At 62.0% G+C, this 22,267-nt stretch carries 16 protein-coding genes; 5 read left to right on the forward strand and 11 right to left on the reverse strand.

What is annotated here, in order from left to right:
* Positions 1–107 precede the first annotated feature (107 nt).
* The 6 genes from uvrC to WBN73_RS11960 all read right to left on the reverse strand — a co-directional run bounded on the left by uvrC (position 108) and on the right by WBN73_RS11960 (position 8,006).
* A complete protein-coding gene (gene uvrC, locus WBN73_RS11935) occupies positions 108–2,123 on the reverse strand; it encodes an excinuclease ABC subunit UvrC (protein ID WP_280627926.1) in 2,016 nt (671 codons plus the stop codon).
* Positions 2,124–2,183: 60 nt separating this feature from the next.
* Entirely contained in the window at positions 2,184–2,852 is a 669-nt protein-coding gene (locus WBN73_RS11940; RefSeq protein ID WP_207593507.1) for a lysophospholipid acyltransferase family protein, read from the reverse strand.
* Positions 2,839–3,555, reverse strand: a complete 717-nt coding sequence (locus tag WBN73_RS11945) for an HAD hydrolase-like protein (RefSeq protein WP_280627925.1) — start codon at positions 3,553–3,555, stop codon at positions 2,839–2,841. The genes WBN73_RS11940 and WBN73_RS11945 overlap by 14 nt, the downstream gene beginning before the upstream one ends.
* A gap of 68 nt (positions 3,556–3,623) precedes the next feature.
* The gene (gene uvrA, locus WBN73_RS11950) at positions 3,624–6,551 is read right to left on the reverse strand and encodes an excinuclease ABC subunit UvrA (protein WP_337340343.1); all 2,928 of its coding nucleotides are present in this window, start codon (positions 6,549–6,551) and stop codon (positions 3,624–3,626) included.
* Positions 6,552–6,616: 65 nt separating this feature from the next.
* Positions 6,617–6,997, reverse strand: a complete 381-nt coding sequence (locus tag WBN73_RS11955) for a GntR family transcriptional regulator (protein WP_207593504.1) — start codon at positions 6,995–6,997, stop codon at positions 6,617–6,619.
* 202 nt (positions 6,998–7,199) lie between these two features.
* Positions 7,200–8,006 (reverse strand): trans-aconitate 2-methyltransferase, encoded by an 807-nt coding sequence (locus tag WBN73_RS11960; protein WP_337340344.1) that lies wholly within the window; start codon positions 8,004–8,006, stop codon positions 7,200–7,202.
* A 70-nt stretch (positions 8,007–8,076) separates the two neighbouring features.
* Here WBN73_RS11960 and WBN73_RS11965 point away from each other — a divergent pair, with 70 nt between their 5' ends.
* Genes WBN73_RS11965 through WBN73_RS11980 form a run of 4 tightly spaced genes read left to right on the forward strand, consistent with a single transcriptional unit; the run spans position 8,077 to position 13,904 of the window.
* Positions 8,077–10,611 (forward strand): DEAD/DEAH box helicase, encoded by a 2,535-nt coding sequence (locus WBN73_RS11965; protein ID WP_337340345.1) that lies wholly within the window; start codon positions 8,077–8,079, stop codon positions 10,609–10,611.
* Positions 10,612–10,621: 10 nt separating this feature from the next.
* A complete protein-coding gene (locus tag WBN73_RS11970; RefSeq protein WP_337340346.1) occupies positions 10,622–11,992 on the forward strand; it encodes a CoA transferase in 1,371 nt (456 codons plus the stop codon).
* A gap of 48 nt (positions 11,993–12,040) precedes the next feature.
* Positions 12,041–12,553, forward strand: a complete 513-nt coding sequence (locus tag WBN73_RS11975) for a GNAT family N-acetyltransferase (protein WP_207593500.1) — start codon at positions 12,041–12,043, stop codon at positions 12,551–12,553.
* A complete protein-coding gene (locus tag WBN73_RS11980) occupies positions 12,546–13,904 on the forward strand; it encodes an alpha/beta fold hydrolase (protein ID WP_337340347.1) in 1,359 nt (452 codons plus the stop codon). The genes WBN73_RS11975 and WBN73_RS11980 overlap by 8 nt, the downstream gene beginning before the upstream one ends.
* On the opposite strand, the gene WBN73_RS11985 is transcribed toward WBN73_RS11980, so the two are convergent.
* The 4 genes from WBN73_RS11985 to coaE form a co-directional block, all read right to left on the reverse strand.
* Positions 13,901–15,247: an MFS transporter gene (locus WBN73_RS11985; RefSeq protein ID WP_207593498.1), complete on the reverse strand. Its 1,347-nt coding sequence runs from the start codon at positions 15,245–15,247 to the stop codon at positions 13,901–13,903. The genes WBN73_RS11980 and WBN73_RS11985 overlap by 4 nt on opposite strands.
* Positions 15,248–15,276: 29 nt before the next feature.
* Entirely contained in the window at positions 15,277–16,302 is a 1,026-nt protein-coding gene (locus WBN73_RS11990) for a TerC family protein (protein ID WP_337340348.1), read from the reverse strand.
* Between the two features lie 168 nt (positions 16,303–16,470).
* Positions 16,471–18,570 (reverse strand): excinuclease ABC subunit UvrB, encoded by a 2,100-nt coding sequence (gene uvrB / locus WBN73_RS11995; RefSeq protein WP_011774759.1) that lies wholly within the window; start codon positions 18,568–18,570, stop codon positions 16,471–16,473.
* Positions 18,571–18,599: 29 nt separating this feature from the next.
* Positions 18,600–19,838, reverse strand: coding sequence for a dephospho-CoA kinase (coaE, locus tag WBN73_RS12000; RefSeq protein WP_337340349.1), 1,239 nt, complete (start codon positions 19,836–19,838; stop codon positions 18,600–18,602).
* Positions 19,839–19,860: 22 nt separating this feature from the next.
* On the opposite strand from coaE, the gene WBN73_RS12005 reads away from it, so the two are divergent.
* On the forward strand, positions 19,861–20,550 hold the full coding sequence (locus WBN73_RS12005) for an IMPACT family protein (protein ID WP_337340350.1): 690 nt from the start codon (positions 19,861–19,863) through the stop codon (positions 20,548–20,550).
* Positions 20,551–20,648: 98 nt separating this feature from the next.
* On the opposite strand, the gene rpsA is transcribed toward WBN73_RS12005, so the two are convergent.
* Positions 20,649–22,130, reverse strand: coding sequence for a 30S ribosomal protein S1 (gene rpsA / locus WBN73_RS12010; RefSeq protein WP_026540604.1), 1,482 nt, complete (start codon positions 22,128–22,130; stop codon positions 20,649–20,651).
* Positions 22,131–22,267: the final 137 nt, after the last annotated feature.

The following is a 22,267-nucleotide window of genomic DNA, read 5'->3' on the forward strand; positions in this document are numbered from 1 at the left end:
AAGTGGTGTTTACGGCCTGAGGTGCGCTCCCCTTGGGTCAACGCACCCTCGACATGTTCAAGGGCCGGTGGCCGCTGATGCGGCCATCGGCCAGGTTCTAACCCTAGCTAAGATTCAAGGATTTCGCCGGTGGTCATGTTGATCGCCGGGACTGCCCCGGCGGAGTCTTCCGTGTTACCCAGGTGTTGAACCACGGCAGCTGCCAGCGCAGGGCCGATACCTTTGGCAGACGTGAGCTCTTCAACGGAAGCCGCTTTGATCTTTTTCAGCGAGCCGAAGTGCGCCACCAAAGCCTTGCGCTTGGCTTCACCAAGGCCCGGCACCCCGTCCAGGACGGATACCGTCATGGCCTTCCCGCGCTTCTGCCGATGGAAAGTGATGGCGAAGCGGTGGGCTTCGTCACGGATCCGTTGAAGTAGATACAGTCCTTGCGATGTCCTCGGCAGGATGACCGGGAAGTCGCTGTCAGGCAGCCAGACTTCTTCCAGGCGCTTGGCAAGGCCCACCACGTAGACGTCGTCGATGCCGAGCTCCGCCAGCGCACGCTTGGCGGCGTTGACCTGCGGCTGCCCGCCGTCCACCACCACCAGGTTGGGCGGGTACGCGAACTTGGCCTTGGGGGCCGGCATCGTGGGGTCCGACGGCGGGGCTTCAGTGTTGCTCTTGGCCCCCGCACGCGTCGGGTTGACGATCTCGCCGGATATCACGGGGACCTGGGCAGCCTTGTCCGTAAGGTAATGCCGGAACCGCCGGGTCAGGACGTCATGCATCGCCGCGGTGTCGTCAGCTGCCGCTGCGCCCGTGATGGAGAACTTGCGGTAGTCCGCTTTCTTGGGCAGACCGTCCTCCACCACCACCATGGAGGCCACCACGTTGGTGCCCTGCACGTGCGAGATATCGAAGCACTCTATCCGCAGCAAGGGAACCGGAATTTCCAGGGCTTCCTGCAATTCCTGAAGCGCCACGGAGCGGACAGTGATGTCGCCGGCCCTGCGGGTCTTGTGCAATTTGAGGGCTTGCTCCGCGTTCTCGCGCACCGTGGACATCAGGGCGGCCTTGTCACCACGCTGGGGCACGCGGATGTCCACCTTGGCACCACGCAGTCCGCCCAGCCACTCAGTGAGTTCGGCATGGTTGCTGGGTGCTTCCGGCACCAGGACTTCGCGGGGAATCCGGCCCTGGACCTCGCTGTCCTCGCCGTAGACCTGCTGCAGCAAATGTTCGATCAACTCTGGGGTCGTGGCATCTTCAACCTTCTCGACCACCCAGCCACGCTGTCCGCGGACCCGGCCACCGCGGACGTGGAAGACCTGCACGGAAGCCTCCAGTTCGTCGTCGTGGAGCGCGAAGACGTCAGCGTCGGTATCTTCGGCGAGGACCACGGCATTGCGCTCAAAAACCTTCCGGAGCGCGATGATGTCGTCCCTGAGCCCGGCAGCCCGCTCGTAGTCGAGTTCGGCCACGGCTGCTGCCATGTCCTTTTCCAGGCGGCTTATAAAGCGTTTCGCTTCGCCGCCCATGAAGGAACAGAAATCCTCGGCGAGGTTGCGGTGTTCATCCGGACTCACCCGGCCGACGCAAGGGGCCGAACATTTGTCGATGTAGCCGAGCAGGCAAGGACGCCCACTGGATTCCGCGCGCTTGAAGACGCCCGCGCTGCAGCTGCGGACCGGGAAAACCCTCAGCAGGGTATCCATCGTTTCGCGGATGGCGCCGGCGGTGTAGGGCCCGAAGTACTTGGTGCCCTTCCTGCGCTCACCTCGCATGACCTGCACCCGGGGGTACTTCTCCCCCATGGTGACGGCAAGGTAGGGATAGGTTTTGTCGTCGCGGAAAACTACGTTGAAGCGCGGCTTGAACTCTTTGATCCACGTGTATTCCAGCTGCAACGATTCCAGCTCGCTGCCCACCACGGTCCATTCGACGCTGCTGGCCGCATGCACCATGGCGTGGGTCTTGGGAAGCAGTCCTGCAGGGTTGGCAAAGTAGGAATTAAGCCTGGACCTGAGATTCTTTGCCTTGCCTACATAGATGACCCGGCCATGGGGGTCGCGGAATCGATAGACGCCCGGGGTGGTCGGAATCTCACCTGTTTGGGGCCGGTAACTTGCTGGATCTGCCACGTTTCCAGTCTAGTGAACCGGAACGACAACCATTGCCACGTCATCCCCCGGCAGCTGCTGCTAGTCGACGGATTTGCTCTGGTTGTAGCTTGCAGAGCGTTCCTGGCCGCTGAGCAGGGCGATGGCGTCCATGATCCTGTCGGTGACTTCACGCCGCGCCGGAAGCGAGTGGTCCGGCCCGGTCTTCTCGAAATAGAGCGGCTCGCCCACCTTCATGGTGAAGTGCTGTGGCCTTACTGCGTTCTTGTCCGCAGGCTGCAGCCTTTCGGTCCCGATCAGGCCCACGGGAATGACAGGCGCGCCTGTGGTCAGGGCAAGCCACCCCACGCCCGTACGCCCACGGTAGAGGATGCCATCGCGCGATCTGGTGCCCTCGGGGTAGATGCCGATGCCCTTGCCTGACTCGAGGATGTCCAGCAGGGTCTTGAGCGCCTGCACGCTGGCAGCCTGCTCACCTCGTTCCACCGGAATGGATCCCACGGCTTCGAAGAAGGACTTCATGACGGCACCTTTGACGCCCTTGGTGGTGAAGTATTCGGCCTTGGCAAAAAAGGCGACCGGACGCGGCATCAGAGCCTGGACGATCACGCTGTCAAGGAAGGAAAGGTGGTTGGGGGCCACAATGAAGGGCCCCTCTTTGGGAACGTTCTCCAAACCAATGACAGTAGGCCGGCACGTGGAGGAAATCAGTCCACGGGTTGTCCACCGGATCGCATCAAAGACTGCCATCGTTTTGTACCTCGCTCAGGGCTGCCGCACGGACAGCGTCAAGTTCTTCAATTTTGATCCGCAATTCGGCTGCGGTTTGCACTACGGCCACAGCGCCGGCTTCTTCGAGTTCACCGTCCGGGGCGAATCCCCAGGCCACCCCGATGCAATCCAGGCCGTTTGCCATGGCTCCTGCGACGTCCTGATGCCTGTCTCCCACCATCACTGCCGGCTGTGAATGCAGGTCAGCCAAGGCTGCCCCAACAATCTCGACTTTGCCGGATGCCGTATTCGCTTCCAGGGACTCGTTGTCAGCCGCCCCGCGTATGGACACGAAGAAATCAGCAATTTTATGGTGTTCGAGGACGAGCCTCGCAATGGACTGCGGCTTCTGAGTAGCAACTGCTACAGCCCGGCCGGATTCAGCAAAGTACTCAAGAAGTTCGAAGATCCCGGGGTAAAGCTTGCTCTGCCCGATACCCGTTTCCTTGTAATGGCGCCGGTAACGCTCAATGGTTTCATTGACCAGGGTTTCCGGGACGTTGGCCAAATGCAACAGGGAATCGCTGAGCTTGGGACCCACCATGGAATTCAGCACGGCCTGCCCAGGAACGGGAAGGTTCAATTCACGGAGGGCCGCGGAGATTCCTCCCGTGATACCGCCGGCTGGATCGACAAGGGTGCCGTCCAGATCGAATATTACGGGCACCGTTGTTTGAGTCACCGGGTTAGTTTCTCACGAGTAGCGGCATGCCAGAAACTCGCATGCCGCTACCGGAATACTTCTGGCGCCTATCCGAGAATCTCGGCTAGGAACGTTGCTGTGTGGCTCTCCGTGGATTTTGCCACCTGTTCGGGTGTTCCGGTGGCAACAATCTTTCCGCCACCCGAGCCACCGTTGGGGCCCAGATCCACAATCCAGTCCGCGGACTTGATGACGTCGAGGTTGTGCTCGATGGTGATGACCGTATTGCCTTTGTCCACCAGGCCCTGAAGCACCATCAGGAGCTTACGGATGTCCTCGAAGTGCAGGCCCGTGGTGGGCTCGTCCAAGACATAGATGCTGCGTCCGTTGGAGCGCTTCTGCAGCTCTGCGGCAAGCTTCACGCGCTGGGCCTCGCCACCGGACAGCGTGGTTGCCGGCTGTCCCAGACGCACGTAGCCAAGGCCAACGTCCACCAGAGTAGTCAAGTGGCGCGCAATGGGGGTGAAGGCGGCAAAGAACTCGGCACCCTCCTCAATGGGCATGTTGAGGACATCAGCAATGGTTTTGCCCTTGTAGTGGACTTCAAGGGTTTCCCGGTTGTACCGGGCACCATGGCAGACCTCGCAAGGAACATAGACGTCCGGCAGGAAGTTCATCTCGATCTTCAAGGTGCCGTCGCCCGAACACGCCTCGCAGCGACCGCCCTTGACGTTGAAGGAGAACCGTCCGGGCAGGTATCCACGGACCTTGGCTTCGGTGGTCTCGGCGAAGAGCTTGCGGATGTTGTCGAACACCCCGGTGTACGTCGCGGGGTTGGAGCGCGGAGTACGCCCGATGGGACTCTGATCGACATGGACCACCTTGTCCAGGTGTTCCAGGCCGGCCACCGTCCGGTGCCGTCCTGCCACTTGCTTGGCACCGTTGAGCTTATTGGCGAGGACCTTGTACAGGATCTCGTTGACCAGCGTGGACTTACCGGAACCGCTGACGCCGGTCACCGCAGTAAAGAGCCCCAGCGGGAACGTGGCATCGACATTGTTCAGGTTGTTCTCACGGGCACCGACAACCTTGAGCTCACGCTTCTTGTCGTACTTACGGCGTTTGGTGGGAATGTCGATCTTCCGGCGTCCTGACAGGTAGTCACCCGTCAGGGAATCCGTGTTCTCCAACAGCTCCTTGTAGGTACCTGAGTGCACCACCTGGCCTCCGTGCTCACCGGCGCCTGGTCCGATGTCCACCACCCAGTCAGCCTCGTGAATGGTGTCTTCGTCATGCTCAACCACAATCAGCGTGTTGCCGAGGTCCCGGAGACGGGTAAGGGTCTCGATGAGTCGACGGTTGTCACGCTGGTGGAGGCCGATGGACGGCTCGTCAAGGACATACAGGACGCCCACCAGGCCGGAACCGATCTGGGTTGCCAGCCGGATGCGCTGGGCCTCCCCGCCGGACAGGGTTCCTGACGGCCGCTCGAGATTGAGGTATTCCAACCCCACGTCCAGAAGGAAGGTCAGGCGGGCCTGGATCTCCTTCAGCACCTGATTGGCGATTTGCGCTTCCCTGCTGGTGAGGGTCAGGCTGCCCAGGAACTCAGCGCATTCGCGCATGGGCATGGCAGCAACCGCTGCGATCGACTTGCCGTTGATCAACACGGACAACGATGCCGGGTTGAGGCGTGCACCATTGCACTCAGGGCAGGGAATCTGGCGCATGTACTCTTCGTACCGGTCACGGGCCCAGTCGGAATCGGTTTCACCGTGCTTCCGGTGGACGTACTGGATAGCGCCTTCAAAGCCCGTGCTGTACTTGCGTTCACGGCCAAAACGGTTCTTGTACTGGACAACAACCTTGTGGTCCTTGCCATGCAGCACGGTGTTCCGGACTTCTTTGGAGAGTTTCTCCCAGGGCGTCTTCATGGAGAAACCGAGCTCATGGGCCAGGCCCTCAAGGAGGCGGTTCCAGTACTCAGTGGTTGCCGTTCCCAAGGACCACGGGGCAATGGCGCCTTCACCCAAGGAGAGTTCAGGATTGGGGACGATGAGTTCTTCGTCGACTTCAAGCTTGGTTCCGATGCCGCTGCATGCCGAGCAGGCACCAAAGGGGTTGTTGAAGGAGAACGAGCGGGGCTCGATTTCATCGATCGCCAAAGGGTGCTCGTTGGGGCAGGCAAGATTCTCGGAGAAAGCCCGGATACGACCGGGATCCGCGGCGTCAAGATCCACGAACTCCACCAGGACACGGCCCTCCGCCAGGCCCAGGGCGGTCTCCACGGAATCCGTGAGCCGCTGGCTGATGTCTTCCTTGACCACCAAGCGGTCAACCACCACTTCGATGGTGTGCTTGAACTGCTTCCCCAGCTTGGGAGGATCGCTCAGTTGGACGAGCTCGCCGTCAACGCGTGCACGGGAATAGCCTTTGGCGGTCAGTTCCTTGAACAGGTCGACGAATTCGCCCTTGCGTCCGCGGACCACCGGGGCGAGGACCTGGAAACGTGTGCCTGTCTCAAGTTCCAGAAGCTGGTCAACAATCTGCTGCGGTGTCTGGCGGGCGATGGGTTCGCCACACACGGGGCAGTGGGGGCGGCCAACGCGGGCCCACAGCAACCGCATGTAGTCGTAGATCTCCGTGATGGTACCCACGGTGGAACGGGGGTTCTTGCTGGTGGATTTCTGGTCGATGGAGACCGCGGGCGACAATCCCTCAATGAAGTCGACATCAGGTTTGTCCACCTGGCCCAGGAACTGGCGCGCGTACGCGGACAGCGACTCTACGTAGCGGCGCTGCCCTTCGGCGAAGATGGTGTCGAAAGCCAACGATGACTTACCGGAACCCGAGAGTCCCGTGAACACGATCATGGCATCGCGCGGAAGGTCGACGTCCACGTTGCGCAGGTTATGTTCCCGGGCACCCTTGACCACCAGCCGCGAGAGGTCTGGCCTCGCGGGTTTGGAGTCAGGAACCACAGGGATGCTGTTCGGGGATTCGATGGCGGTATCTTCAGCTAAGGCTTTGGGCACTTACCAATGCTAATCGAAAACTTCTTCGAATTTCCATGTCGTGCCTCACATGCTACCGATCGGTATCAATCCGCGTCATACGCTGCGGCGAGAAGCTGGACTGCCTCGGCGAAAGAGGCGCCCTGTGCCTTCGCAGCGGACGCATACTGCCCGGCCACCTCGGCCAGCGCTCCCCAGCGATCGTCCCGGGCACAGACCACGGTGCCGTTCCGACCGCGGGTTGCCACGACGCCCGCGGCTTCCAGTTCTTTGTAAGCCCGGGCGACGGTGTGGGGTGCGACGTCCAGTACGCCGGCCAGATTGCGCACGGGTGGCAGTTTCGCTCCAACCGCCAGGACTCCCGAGTCAGCGAGCTCGATGATCCGCAACCTTAACTGTTCAAAGAGGGCGACAGCGCTGGTGGTGTTGGGCCGCCAGGTGCCCGGGAAATCGCCGGTGGGAGTCACAACGACCTCCGCCCGGGTGCCGGCATGTGGCGGGGCGTTTGATGTCGGAAGCGTCCTTGGTCCATGCCGAGAATTAGACCAGCGACGACGGCAGTGGACAAGCCATGACGACAGGCACATCCACATCGAGGACCAGGCAGATCACCATGCAGCTCACGGCGCAAGAAGGTCGCTGCCTCCCCTCCCGGGGAATCCAACGGCGTCACGCGTTCTTCCGTGCCACGGCAAAAATGCGTCGAAACGGATAGACGGTTCCATGGCTTGTTGCGGGATAGGCCTCGCGCAGCATTGCGGCGTACTCCGTCTCGAAGTCGGCAGCTTCTTCAGAGGACAATGCCGCCAACACGGGACGGAGACCTGTGCCGCGGACCCATTGCAGGACCGGGTCACTGCCCGGCAGTACCTGCTGGTAGGTGGTTTCCCAAGCGTCGGCCGAGCATCCGGCGTCGAGCATGATTCCCAAGTAGTCCGCCGGGCTCCCTACTGCACCGTCATGTCGAAGAACGCCGTCCAGCCGGGCCGACCACTGGGGCGATTCCGCGAGGTGCCGCATCAGGGTGTGGGAAGGAGAGGTGAAATTGCCGGGAACCTGCAAGGCAAACCATGCCCCGGGCTGCAGGGCCCGCAGCCAGCCGGCCAGCATGTCCTGGTGACCGGGAACCCACTGGAGCGCCGCATTGCTGACAACTACATCGGTATCGGCGTCGGGCGACCATTTCGCGATATCACCCTGTATAAATTCCAGATGCGTGAACTGCTGCATAAATTCCAGATGCGTGAACTGCTGCGTGAGGGCGCCTGCTTGAGCGAGCATCTCCGCAGAGGAGTCCAGGCCAACAATGCGGGCGCCTGGCCAGCGCTCGGTGAGCGTAGCAGTAAGGTTTCCGGGGCCACAGCCGAGGTCCACTACCGTGCGGGGTTCACTGGCCTGGACCCTCGCGACGAGGTCGTGGAATGGACGGTCCCTATGGTTTCCGAATTCCACATACTTGGACGGATCCCACTTCATCAAAGCCTCCTCGCATCTGCCACCATTGCTGGGCCGAGCCTAAACCGTGCGGGCACTAAGCTGGAAACCAATGAAACTTCTTGAGCAGCTTCCCGGTTCCACCGCCACCGGTCCCCTGGACCCGGACGAAATCTACACACGGTTCGTGGAGTGGACGGAAACCCGCGGGCTACAGCTGTATCCGGCCCAGGACGAAGCGATCATGGAGCTTGCCTCCGGCGCCAACGTCATCCTCGCCACCCCCACGGGCTCCGGAAAATCGTTGGTGGCCATCGCGGCACACTTCGAGGCGATGGCACGGGGCCAGCGCAGCTACTACACGGCTCCGATCAAGGCATTGGTGTCCGAAAAGTTCTTTGCCCTCTGCGACATCTTCGGCGCGGAGAACGTGGGAATGATTACGGGCGATTCCGGCGTCAACCAGGATGCCCCAATCATCTGCTGCACCGCTGAAATCCTGGCCAACATTGCCCTCCGCGAAGGCTCGACGGCGGAGCTCGGCTCTGTGGTCATGGACGAATTCCACTTCTACTCCGATCCCCAGCGCGGATGGGCGTGGCAGGTACCCCTGCTGGAACTCCCCCAGGCACAGTTCCTCCTGATGTCCGCGACCCTGGGAGACGTCACACGCTTCGAAACCGGTCTGACCGAACTCACTGGCCGGTCCACCACCACAGTGAGCTCAGCCGAACGTCCTATCCCGCTGCACTACTACTACCACCTGACCCCGGTCCACGAGAGCCTGGAAGAACTGCTGTCCACCAAGCAGGTCCCGGTGTACGTGGTCCACTTCAGCCAGGCCGAAGCCATTGAGCGTGCCCAGAACCTCATGAGCATCAACATGTGCAGCCGCGCGGAGAAAGACCGGATCGCTGAGCTCATTGCAGGTTTCCGGTTCGCCGCCGGTTTCGGAAAAACCCTCAACAGGCTGGTCCGCCACGGTATCGGTGTCCACCACGCCGGCATGCTTCCCAAATACCGCCGCTTGGTGGAGCAACTGGCCCAAGCCGGGCTGCTGAAAGTCATCTGCGGTACCGACACTTTGGGGGTGGGCATCAACGTGCCCATCCGGACTGTGTTGTTGACTGCTCTGAGCAAGTACGACGGCGTACGCACCAGATCGCTTAACTCACGTGAGTTCCACCAGATTGCCGGACGCGCCGGACGCGCGGGGTACGACACTGCCGGCACGGTGGTCGTCCAGGCGCCGGACCACGTGGTGGAAAACACCAAGGCGATGGCCAAGGCAACCGCCAAGTTCGGCGATGACCAAAAGAAGTTGCGGCAAGTGGTGAAGAAGAAGCCTCCTGAGGGATTTGTCTCCTGGGGTGAGCCCACGTTCAAGCGGCTGGTTGAGTCCGTGCCTGAGCCGCTGACGTCCAGTTTCACTGTGACCCACGCGATGCTCCTGAACCTTATGGAGCGCCCGGGTGACCCGTTCCAGGCCACCAGGCGCTTGCTCAGCGAAAACCACGAGAACCGCGCTTCCCAGCTCAAGCTCATGAAGAAAGCTTTGGGGATTTACCGCGAGCTGCTGGCCGCAGGTGTGGTTGAACGCATCCCGGAGGAGGAGCAGGAAGTTGAGGGGCGCTCCGTACGCCTGACAGTTCACCTGCAGGCAAACTTCGCCCTGAACCAGCCGCTCTCCCCCTTCGCGTTGGCCGCCTTGGAGTTGCTTGATCCCGAGTCGCCGTCCTACGCCCTGGACGTTGTCTCCGTGATCGAGTCAACCTTGGAGAAGCCCCGCCAGATTCTTTCGGCGCAGCAGAAGAAGGCACGCGGCGAGGCCGTTGCGGCGATGAAAGCCGATGGCATCGAGTACGACCAGCGGATGGCCATGCTTGACGAAGTTACGTACCCCATGCCTTTGGCGGACATTCTCGGCGAAGCTTTTGAGGTCTACCGCAAGGCTGCGCCGTGGGTGGGCGACTTTGAGCTTGCGCCGAAATCCATCATCCGGGACATGTACGAGCGCGCCATGAATTTTGGTGAGTTCGTGCAGTTCTATGGCCTGGCCCGCTCGGAGGGCATCGTCCTGCGCTACCTGGCGGACGGGTTCCGCGCCCTGCGCCAGACCGTTCCCCAGGATTCGCTGCGGGAGGACCTTGAAGACCTGATTGCGTGGCTGGGAGAACTGGTCCGCCAGGTTGACTCCAGCCTGCTGGATGAATGGGAAGAGCTCACTTCGGGGCTTGCACCCACACCGCACGACGCTCCCCCTCCCCCGCCCCCGCTCCTGACGTCCAACATCCGGGCTTTCCGTGTGATGGTCCGGAACGAAATGTTCCGCCGGGTTGAACTCTTTGCTGATGAGGACTCAGCGGCACTGGGCGAGCTGGATGGCGATGCCGGCTGGGACGCAGAACGCTGGGAAGAAGTCCTGGATGACTACTTTGATGAACACGACGACATCGGCACGGGTCCTGATGCCCGTGGCCCGGGACTGCTCATCATCACCGAGGAACCCGGCACCTGGAAAGTGCGGCAGATCTTCGATGATCCCGCGGGCAACCATGACTGGGGAATCTCGGCCGAAGTTGACCTGGCCGCATCTGACGAGACCGGTACCGCCGTGGTTCGCGTGACAGACGCCGGCAGGCTCTAGGCCAACCGCTGTGGAACCGGTCCCGGACCTGACCGGCAGCCTGCGGTTGCTGGACGCCTTCGCTACTGCAGAGCCGGCAGCCTGCATCGGTCCGCGCTGGTGGTGGGGTGGCAGCCTGGACGTCGAAGGGCTCGCGTTGGGGTCCGTCCAGGCAGCAGCCACTGCACTCGAATCCCTGACGGGTTCTACGGGCCGTTACGCGGTGTCGTCAGAATTGACGGCAGCGTCTTTTGATTCCTTGGGGCACCTGAGGATCTCGGGCCGGAAACCCCAGGGTTTTGCTCCGATGTCCGGGTTCCGTCCCACCGCAGATGGCTGGATCCGTCTGCATGCCAACTATCCGCACCATGCGGCGCGGCTGATGGAAACGCTTCGGATTTCGACGCCCGAGAGCCTTGACCGAGTGCTGCTTTCCATGACCGCTCTGGAGGCAGAGGAAGCCATTATTGCCGGGAGGGGTGTGGCCGCGGCCGTCCGTAGCCGGGAAGAGTGGACTGCCACACCCATGCATACCGCGGCAAGCACGGGACCGTGGATTGGATTCACGTCTCCTGCAGCGCCGGTTGAAAGTCCGCGGTCGTCGTCGTGGGTTCCCTCAACAGACCCATTCCGTCCCCTGGCCGGACTCAGGGTCCTGGACCTGACCCGCGTCATAGCGGGGCCCACGGCCACCCGACTTCTGGGCGCCCTGGGTGCGGATGTCCTGCGGATCGATCCGCCGGGTCTTCCTGAGCTCACTGATGCCTTTGTTGATTCCGGGTTCGATAAGCGCAGTGCCGAAGCCGACCTCAACAATGCCGAGGCTTTGGACGTGGTGCACCGCCTGCTTTCGGCGGCCGACGTCGCAGTGACCGGCTACCGTCACGGTGGACTGGACAGATTCGGTGTGAACCCGGACAGGATGCTGGCCGCCAGGCCTGATCTGGTGGTGGTGACATTAAGCGCCTGGGGCGACTCAGGACCGTGGAATGGCCGGCGCGGCTTCGACAGCCTGGTACAGGCAGCCTGCGGAATCGCGGAGCGATACGGAAACGTCGACGACGGGTGGACACCCGGCGCGCTGCCCGTCCAGGCACTGGACCACGCAACGGGGTACGGTGTTGCTGCAGCCGCCCTGGCTCTCCTGTCAGAGCGCCTCCACACTGGACGAGGAGGATCGGCACACGTTTCCCTGGTCCGCACGGCGGAGGCGCTCTTCCGCCTGTCGGTGCCCGGGCCCGCCAGCGGCGTCGGCGGAATGCCCATCCCGGACTTCCGTCTGGTGGACAGCCCCTACGGGCCACTCCGCTTCGTAGGGCCACCCCTGACCGTGGACGGTGTCCCCCTCCAATACCGCAAGGCCCCGGTGAAGTACGGAACGTCCGCCTTGGCTTGGCAGTAAGGAAGAACCGGGAGCGGCAGGCGCGGCTCCCCTAGTAAGCTCGGAGCCATGAGTGTAATCCGCCCAGCCACTGTAGACGACGTCCCTGCCATCCTCCGGATGATCCATGATCTTGCGATCTACGAGAAGGAACCGGACGCAGTCAAAAATACCCCGGCCATGCTGACCGAAGTACTTTTCGGCGAGAACCCCCGTGTCTACGCCACCATGGCCGAAAACAGTGCCGGCGCAGTTCAAGGGTTTGCCCTCTGGTTCCTGAACTACTCCACGTGGGAGGGCGTCCACGGCATCTACCTGGAAGACCTCTACGTGATCCCCGAAGCACGTGGCGAGGGCCATGGCAAGGCGCTGTTGCAGCATCTGGCGGCCACCGCCGTCGAACGTGGTTACGCCCGTGTTGAGTGGAGCGTCCTTGACTGGAACGAACCCTCCATCACGTTCTACAAGAACCTGGGCGCTTTCCCCATGGAAGAGTGGTCCACGTTCCGCCTGACCGGCGAGGCCCTTGAGGCCTTCGGCACGAACGCGGGCCAGGCGAACGAGGCTCTCGCCCGTGGCTGACCAGTCCCCCGGACAGACCGCCGGCCGCAGCACTGCCGGCGTGCACAGTGTCCACGCACGCCACGAGTTCCGCGGGCTGCGAACGGCGGAGCACTATTTCACCGTTCCCTTGGTGCACGTACCGGATGAATCAGCCACCGCCGGCGAGACCATCACGGTCTTTGCCAGGGAATACTCATCCACCGACCACACGGCCGAGGAAGCCGCCAGGCTGCCCTGGTTGTTGTTCCTGCAAGGCGGCCCGGGCGGCCGCGGCAACCGGGTCACATCATTGTCGGGTTGGATGAAGGCGGCCGCGAAGGAATTCCGCATCCTGATGCTCGACCAACGCGGCACAGGCTTGTCCACACCCGTTGAACAACAGTCACTCGAACTCCGGGGCGACCCTTCAGCACAAGCCGAATACCTGACCCACTTCCGTGCCGACTCGATCGTGGCTGACGCTGAGTACATCCGCCGTGTGCTCGGTTCCGGTCCATGGTCTGTCCTCGGCCAGAGTTTCGGCGGCTTCTGCGCGTTGACGTACCTCTCCTTCGCGCCGGAGGGCCTCCGCGAGGTCCTTATCACTGGTGGGCTGGCGCCGCTCCACGGTCCGGCGGACCGCGTGTACCAGGCCACGTTCCACCGTGTCGCTTTGCGGAACGCGGAATACTTCTCCTGGTACCCGGAAGACCGGGACATCGTCACCCGGATCGCCCGCCACCTGGACCAGCATGATGAGTTCCTCGCCAGCGGCGAAAGGCTCACGACCGAGCGTTTCCAGATGGTCGGGTCCTTCCTCGGGGGCAACACCCGGGTGGATGCGCTGCACTACCTCCTGGAGGATGCATTTATTGACACGCCCTCCGGTCCACGCTTGTCCGAGGCGTTCCTTGAACAAGTGCGGAGCCTCGTGAGTCGCGCGGCCAACCCTCTGTACGCCGTCGTCCATGAGTCGATTTACGGACAGGGTGAGGCAACCAACTGGGCCGCGTGGCGGGTGCTGGAGGACCACCCGGAATTCAAACCCGACGCGAACGAGCCACTGCTCACCGGTGAGATGGTCTACCCCTGGTATTTCGAACAGGATCCGGCCTTGGTTCCCCTGCGGGACGTGGCTGGGCATTTGGCGGCCAAGAAGGACTGGAAGCCCCTGTACAGCCCCGAACGGCTGGCGGTAAACACTGTCCCCGTAGCGGCCGCCGTCTATAAGGACGATATCTATGTGGACCATGACCTGTCCCTGGAAACTGCGGCTGCAGTGCGGGGCCTTCAACCATGGGTCACCGCGGATTTCCACCACGATGGTATCGGGGAAGATGGCGAGGGAATCTTCGCACGTCTCCTTGGGATGGTTCGGGCGGTCCGTTAGGCCGGCGGCTGGTGCGACGGCGCGTCCTGGGCCCGTGCTGACCGTACGGCCATGACGAGCGTCAAAACCAGCACTACGGCAGCCAGGGCGCCCGAGGCGATGTTCAAGCCTTGGTATCCGATCCACGCGAGCAGCAGACCGGAGGTGGCGCCGCCAATGGCGCCGGCGCCACCCATGAGGGTGTCAGAGACGCCCTGAACGGTAACGCGCGCATCGGGGGCAACGCTTTCAGCCAGCAACGTTGACCCGGAGATGGTTGCGGCGGACCAGCCCAGGCCCAGGAGGATCAGGCCAGCGGTGACGAGACCAGGCTCGTGCTGGCCAAAACCGGCAATGAACACGGCAACCAGCAGCAGGCCGTGGCCCATGGCGATGGTTTGCAGGCGCCCTGCCTTGTCAGTGAGCCACCCCCAGAGAGGCGACAAAGCAAACATTCCGGCAATGTGCAGCGAAATCGTGAGGCCGATGATCACCAAGGCATCCTCGCTGTCCGTGGTTCCGCCATGGTGTCCTGCATGGGAACCGCCGACGAGTTGCTGCAGGTGCAGGGGCGTCATGGACATGACGGCCACCATGACGCCGTGCGCGGCCACAACGGCGGCCAGGGCCAGCATCGCCGACGGTGATGAGCGCACGGCGCGCAATCCTGAACGGATGGTACCCCTGACGGGCAGCGCGCCCTCGCCTGCGTCGCCGTTTGCCTGGGATGCCAGCCGCCTGGACAGCACCAGGGGGTCCGGGCGAAGGCCCGCGAACAACAGGACGGCTGCAAGGAACAGGCCGGCCGCAGAAAATACGAAGGGGCCGGCAATGGGCGGCAGCCCGAGTGCCTCCCCAACCACTGCACCCGGCTGGATCAGGTTGGGGCCGGCGACAGCACCAATGGTGATGGCCCAGACCACGGTGGACAATGACCGTCCGCGGTGCTCCGGGTCAGCGAGGTCGACGGCGGCGAACCTCGCCTGCAGGTTCGCGGCGGTTCCAAGACCCAGTAAAGCTGCGCCCAACAAGAGCAGCACGAAGGACTGGCCCACCACGGACGCAATAACCAGGAGCGCCCCCATCATCGCGGCCACCAGTCCTGTCACCAAACCTGTCCGGCGTCCCCGCGTTTCTGCCAGCCGCGCCAGGGGAAGAGCCGCGATCGCTGCGGCCAGTGTCAGCACTGTGGTGATGGAGCCGGCCCACGCTTCTGACCCTGACAGGTCCACTGCCAGCAACGATCCGATGGAGAGCGTGGCTCCGTTGCCGACGCCGCTGAGAAGTTGTGCGGAACTGAGCAGGAAAACAGTACGGCGCTGAACCCGTTGTGGGTCCAGCGCCGTAGTTGAAGTGGTAGTCACTTCACGAGACTACAACTTTCCAAGGAGAGTTACTCTGCCTCGCTCAAGCTCTTTCGTGCGTCTTCTTCCAACCGGGCATCGATCTTGGCCTGGCGTGCTGCCGGGCTCAGGAGGCTGGCTACAACCGCAATGACGATCGTTCCAACGATGACCGCCAAGGAAACGTAGGTGGGGATCTCCGGTGCCCATTCGATGTGCTGTCCGCCGTTGATGAACGGAAGCTCGTTGACGTGCATGGCGTGCAGGACGAGCTTGACGCCAATGAACGCCAGGATGACGGACAGTGCGTGCTTGAGGTACACCAGGCGGGTCATGAGGCCACCGAGGAGGAAGTACAGCTGGCGCAGGCCCATGAGTGCAAAGATGTTTGCGGTGAACACGATGAACGCGCTCTGCGTCAGGCCGAAGATCGCCGGGATGGAGTCCACTGCGAAGAGGAGGTCTGTCAGGCCGATCGTGATGAAGACGATCAGCATGGGGGTGAAGACCTTCTTGCCGTCCACGGTGGTGCGGATCTTGTTGCCGTCGAACTTTTCGGACATCGGCAGGACCTTGCGAAGGCGGGCAATGAGCGGGTTCTCGGTGTCTTCCTCGTCTTCGCCGGAGTCCTTCGCCTGCTTCCAGGCAGTCCACAGCAGGAAGGCGCCGAAGATGTAGAAGACCCAGCTGAACTGCTCGATGACCACGGCACCCAGCGCGATGAAGATACCGCGGAGGATCAGGGCGATGATGATGCCCACCATCAGCACTTCCTGCTGGTACTTACGGGGCACCGAGAAACGGGCCATGATGATGATGAAAACGAAGAGGTTATCGATGCTCAGGCTGTACTCAGTGACCCAGCCGGCGACGAACTGGCCGCCATACTCTGCACCGGCAAAGATGAACATGGCCACGGCAAAGAGCAGTGCCAGTCCTACATAGAAGGCGACCCACAGGCCGGCTTCTTTCATGGAAGGTTCATGGGGACGCTTGACGACCAACAGGAGGTCGATCAGCAGGATGATTCCGAGAACGACAAACGAGCCGATCTCAAACCAGACGGGAAGCTGCATTAAAGGTGCCTTTCGCAGGGTACGGGAAAGCGGTGTAAGTCTCTCCGGCCTGCCAGGGTGCGGTGAATGCAAGAATTGGCGGCCCGCTAGATCCGGCGAGGCATCTGTGCCTTGCGTGCTGACGGACGTAGCGCTTGGGATACTCCCCTACGTGACCTAAACCTTACCTTAGGCGTGCCCGGCGGACTGCATCTGGCGTAATTCGCGCTTCAACTCCTTGACTTCGTCACGGATGCGGGCAGCGACTTCGAACTGCAGTTCAGCAGCCGCCCCGTGCATCTGTTCGGTGAGTTGCTCAATGAGTCCCACCAGGTCCTCGGCGGGAGCGGCGGCAAGGCCATCCTGCCGAACTGTCGCCGCACCCTTGGCTGCCGACTTGCCGCGTTTGCCGCCCTTGGCGAGTCGGTTGTTGTTGAGCAGTTCCTGGGTGTCTGCGTCTTCCTTGGCCAACTGGTCCGTGATATCAGCAATTTTCTTCCGCAACGGCTGCGGATCAATGCCATGGTCCGTGTTGTACTGCACCTGGATGGCACGGCGCCGGTTGGTTTCTTCAATGGCGTGGGCCATGGAGTCGGTAATCCGGTCCGCGTACATGTGGACTTGGCCCGAAACGTTACGCGCTGCGCGGCCGATGGTCTGGATGAGCGAGGTGGAAGAACGCAGGAAACCTTCCTTGTCAGCGTCGAGGATGCTCACGAGGGAAACCTCAGGCAGGTCAAGGCCTTCGCGGAGGAGGTTGATGCCTACGAGGACATCGAACACGCCCATTCGCAGCTCACGGAGCAGTTCCACGCGCCGGAGGGTGTCGACGTCGGAGTGCAAGTACTCCACCTTGACGCCGTGGCCCACCAGGTAATCTGTGAGATCCTCCGCCATGCGCTTGGTCAACGTGGTGACCAGAACGCGTTCATTCTTTTCCGTGCGGGTCCTGATTTCACCGAGCAGGTCGTCGATCTGACCCTTGGTGGGCTTGACCACTACCTCGGGATCGATGAGGCCGGTGGGACGAATGATCTGCTGCACATAACCGTCAGCTTTGCCGAGCTCATACTTACCGGGAGTTGCGGACAGGTACACCGTCTGGCCGATGCGTTCCAGGAACTCATCCCACTTCAGTGGCCTGTTGTCCATGGCGGATGGGAGGCGGAAGCCGAAGTCCACGAGGTTCCGCTTGCGTGACATGTCGCCCTCATACATGGCACCAATCTGCGGGATGGTGACATGTGATTCGTCGACGACCAGCAGGAAGTCGTCCGGGAAGTAGTCGATGAGGCAATGCGGGGCGGTCCCGGGATTACGGCCGTCAATGTGCACGGAGTAGTTCTCAATGCCGTTGCAGAAACCCATCTGCTGCATCATCTCGAGATCGTACGTGGTGCGCATCCGGAGGCGCTGCGCCTCCACCAGCTTGTTCTGGCCTTCGAGGACCTTCAAACGGTCAGCGAGTTCATCTTCGATGCGCTTGATGGCACGGGCCATGCGCTCCGGACCGGCAACGTAGTGCGATGCGGGGAAAACGTACATCTCCTCTTCGTCGCGGAGAACCTCTCCGGTCAGGGGATGGAGGGTTTGGATGTTCTCGATCTCGTCACCGAAGAACTCGATCCTGATGGCCAGTTCCTCGTACATGGGGATAATCTCCACGGTGTCACCACGGACGCGGAACGTACCCCGGTGGAAGTCCATGTCGTTGCGGGCGTACTGCATGGAGACGAACTTGCGCAGGAGGTGGTCCCGATTCATTTCCGCCCCCTTGCGGAGCGTCACCATGCCGGCGATGTACTCTTCGGGCGTGCCCAGACCGTAGATGCAGGACACCGTGGCCACCACGATGACGTCGCGACGGGTCAGCAGGGCATTGGTGGCTGAGTGCCGGAGGCGTTCCACTTCCTCATTAATGGAGGAATCTTTCTCAATGAAGGTATCCGTCTGTGCTACATATGCTTCGGGTTGGTAGTAGTCGTAGTAGGAGACAAAATACTCCACTGCGTTGTTGGGCAGCAGCTCCCTGAACTCATTGGCCAGCTGCGCGGCGAGTGTCTTGTTCTGGACCATCACCAAGGTGGGTCGCTGGACCTGCTCGATGAGCCACGCCGTGGTGGCACTCTTACCCGTACCCGTGGCGCCGAGGAGGACGACGTCTTTTTCACCGTTGTTGATGCGTTCCGTCAGTTCTGCAATGGCTGTCGGCTGGTCACCGGCGGGCTTGAACTCACTGATTACTTCGAAAGGTGCGACGACACGGTTGATTTCCTGGGCAAGGCTCATAAAACCAATCTACCCCTGCCCCAGGACAGCTACTGTCCGCGTTTGCCTTCAGCTGAAGACAAATACGACGGCGGCAGCCAGCCTGTGCGTTTGGCCCACTCATCCATGAGTGGCCAGGCAACGTCGGTAAACCAAGGCTCCTTGGCATCGGCGTAGGCAGCGGTGCCGCTCTCCCCCGCAAACGTGCCCGCCAACGTGCGCTTGTGCGCCTCGTACAGCGCGGTAGCGGAGGGTTCAGAGCGCAACCAGTCACGGAACAGCAGGGCATACCGCCACCCCGGCGACCCGGCCACGCGGACATGCAGATTCACCGGCCGGCCGGGATCAGCGTTGGCGTGGAACCGCTTCTGCCATTCTGCGGGATCGGGCCGGGCGGGTTTTGGTGTGTCCCGGTTGACTCCCGGAATTGCCGGGAACCCTGCTGCAGCGAGTTGATTCGCCATCAGATCGGCGGCCTCGAGATCGGCCACCGCCACCTGAAGGTCGATCACATCCTTGGCCGCCAGTCCCGGCACCGATGTAGAGCCGACGTGGTCCACCGCGAGGATCTGCTGGGGGGCAGCAACGGCAATACGGGCGGCGAGGCGGTCAGCCTGCCTGCTCCAGTCGCTGTTGTATGGCGTCATGACCGGCCCTACGTGCCGTTCAGCCCTTGTTCCCTGGCTGAGATTCCTGGCAAAAGGCAACAGCCTGTCCGTCCATAACGCCTCAACCTTCGCGAGGAGCTCTTCGCGGTCACCGTCGTTGACCAGGACAACATCGGCAGCCGCGTTGCGTTCTTCCCGCGTGGCCTGGGCCGCGATACGGGCTCGGGCATCGTCGGGAGTCATCGCCCGGAAATCCACCATGCGTTGGACGCGCACCGGCTCCGGCGCATCCACCACCACCACCAAGTGGAAGTTGCTGCCCTGCCCGGTCTCGACCAGCAGTGGAATGTCCTGGACAACGATATCGCCGGGGCCGGCTGCTGAAACGATCGCCCCTGCTGCTTCGCGGACCAGCGGGTGAATGATGCCATTGAGCACCTCCCGCTGCGAAGGATCGTGGAACACGATAGCTCCGAGTTTGGGCCGATCAAGCCTTCCATCAGAGTCGAGGATTCCAGGGCCGAATGCTTCCACAACGCGGGCCAGCCCAGGAGTTCCAGGTTCCACCACTTCCCGCGCAAGGAGGTCAGCGTCCACAACGATTGCACCCAATTCCCGCAATCTGGACGCCACCAGCGATTTCCCCGAGGCGATGCCGCCCGTCAACCCAATCTTCAGCACCCTCCAACACTAGACTGAAGCGGTGGAAAATGAGGATGACAGCCGCGCGACAACGTATACGACCCTCGCGGTTGGTCCGGATTTCCGCCACGAACTGGAGATCCGGCGGTCCCGGTTCATCACAGTCCTTCGGCGCTCACCTGATGAGCAAACCGCGCGCTCACTGGTCAGTGATCTTCGGCGTGAATTCCACGACGCCCGACACCACTGCTCAGCCTTCGTCATAGGTCCGGATCGGATGATCCAACGTTCCAGCGACGACGGGGAACCGTCGGGAACTGCGGGTATCCCCATGCTGGAGGCGCTCATCAAACGGGAGACCTCACCAAGGGTGACGGACCTCAGCGACGTCAGTGTCGTCGTCGTGCGCTATTTCGGTGGGATTTTGCTGGGCGCGGGCGGACTGGTCCGCGCGTACTCCGAATCGGTGTCCGCTGGTTTGGACGAGGCTCCATTGGTTCTCCGGCGAAGATTGCGTCTGTGCGCCATCGACGTCCCCCATGCCGAAGCCGGCCGCTTGGAAAACGAGCTTCGCGGCGCCGGGTACGTCATGGCGGACACCGGATACGAACCCCAGCACACGGTGCTTCACCTCGCCTTGCCCGACGAGGCAACGGCCATCTCCGAGGCACGCGCGCGGTTGGCTTCCCTCACGGCTGGACATCTTGAGCTGCGGCCCCTGGGAACTGAGTGGGTAGACGTCCGCCGCTGAGCAGTTCCCGCATCGCGAAGGCTTTAAGCAGAAGGACCCCTGCCCGGAGGCAGGGGTCCTTCTTTGGCTGTTCAGCACATCCCGTGAGGGAGGCGGAATTAGTTGCCGGTCAGCTTCTCACGCAGTGCGGCGAGTGCTTCGTCGGACGCCAGGGTACCGCCGCCGGTGTTGGACTCAGCAGCAGCCGGCTCCGAGGAGTAGCTCGTGGTGCCGGAATCGCTCTCACCGGACGTTGCAGCAGCAGCGTCGTCAGCAGCGTGCTGGGCAACCTGCTTCTTGTGGGCTTCCCAACGGGTCTGGGCGTCAGCGTACTGCTGCTCCCAAGCTGCACGCTGGGTCTCGTAGCCTTCGAGCCATTCGTTCGACTCGGGGTCGAAGCCCTCAGGGTACTTGTAGTTGCCCTCTTCGTCGTACTCAGCGGCCATGCCGTACAGAGCGGGATCGAACTCGGTGCTGTCAGCGTCAACGCCCTCGTTAGCCTGCTTGAGGGAGAGGGAGATACGGCGACGCTCGAGGTCGATGTCGATGACCTTGACGAACAGTTCGTCGCCAACGGAGACAACCTGCTCGGCGAGCTCCACGTGGCGGACAGCCAGCTCGGAGATGTGCACGAGGCCTTCGATGCCGTCTTCGACGCGAACGAACGCACCGAACGGAACCAGCTTGGTGACCTTACCCGGAACAACCTGGCCGAGGGCGTGGGTGCGGGCGAAGGTCTGCCACGGATCTTCCTGCGTAGCCTTGAGCGACAGGGAGACACGCTCGCGGTCCAGATCCACTTCGAGGACCTCGACGGTGACTTCCTGGCCAACCTCGACAACCTCGGAGGGGTGGTCGATGTGCTTCCAGGACAGCTCGGAAACGTGAACGAGGCCGTCTACGCCGCCCAGGTCCACGAAGGCACCGAAGTTGACGATGGAGGAAACAACGCCCGGACGAACCTGCCCCTTTTCCAGCTTGTTGAGGAACGTGGAGCGAACCTCGGACTGGGTCTGCTCGAGCCATGCACGGCGGGACAGCACAACGTTGTTGCGGTTCTTGTCCAGCTCGATGATCTTGGCTTCGATCTGCTGACCGATGTACGGAGCGAGGTCGCGGACGCGGCGCATCTCGACGAGGGATGCGGGCAGGAAGCCACGCAGGCCGATGTCCAGGATGAGGCCACCCTTGACAACCTCGATGACGGTACCGGTGACGACACCGTCTTCTTCCTTGACCTTCTCGATGTCGCCCCAGGCGCGCTCGTACTGAGCACGCTTCTTGGAGAGGATCAGACGGCCTTCTTTGTCTTCCTTGGTGAGAACCAAAGCTTCGACCTGATCGCCAACGGCGACAACGTCACCGGGATCAACATCGTGCTTGATGGAAAGCTCGCGGGAAGGGATGACACCTTCGGTCTTGTAACCGATGTCGAGCAGGACTTCGTCGCGGTCGACCTTGACGACGGTACCTTCGACGAGGTCTCCGTCGTTGAAGTACTTGATGGTGGCGTCGACAGCTGCGAGGAAGTCCTCAGCGGTACCGATGTCGTTAATAGCGACTACGGGGGTACCGGGCTTCTCGGTGGAGGTGATGGTCATGTAGTAGGGGCTCCGTTGTGGATAGTGAGTCGGTCAGGCAAACCGCTGCCGTCCGGGTCCGGACGGCAGAACACGGCAAAATACCGGGTCATCCTGATTTGTGGATTAATACAAAATGGATGCATGCACGTAGTACA

Source organism: Paenarthrobacter sp. CCNWLY172, assembly GCF_037402035.1.
Taxonomy (GTDB): Bacteria; Actinomycetota; Actinomycetes; order Actinomycetales; family Micrococcaceae; genus Arthrobacter.

Bases quoted from the DNA above. Each gene is read 5' to 3' on its own strand.
- WBN73_RS11940 (WP_207593507.1), bottom strand. From the start codon at position 2,852: ATGGCAGTCTTTGATGCGATCCGGTGGACAACCCGTGGACTGATTTCC.
- WBN73_RS11960 (WP_337340344.1), bottom strand. From the start codon at position 8,006: ATGAAGTGGGATCCGTCCAAGTATGTGGAATTCGGAAACCATAGGGAC.
- WBN73_RS11965 (WP_337340345.1), top strand. From the start codon at position 8,077: ATGAAACTTCTTGAGCAGCTTCCCGGTTCCACCGCCACCGGTCCCCTG.
- WBN73_RS11975 (WP_207593500.1), top strand. From the start codon at position 12,041: ATGAGTGTAATCCGCCCAGCCACTGTAGACGACGTCCCTGCCATCCTC.
- WBN73_RS11990 (WP_337340348.1), bottom strand. From the start codon at position 16,302: ATGCAGCTTCCCGTCTGGTTTGAGATCGGCTCGTTTGTCGTTCTCGGA.
- uvrB (WP_011774759.1), bottom strand. From the start codon at position 18,570: ATGAGCCTTGCCCAGGAAATCAACCGTGTCGTCGCACCTTTCGAAGTA.
- rpsA (WP_026540604.1), bottom strand. From the start codon at position 22,130: ATGACCATCACCTCCACCGAGAAGCCCGGTACCCCCGTAGTCGCTATT.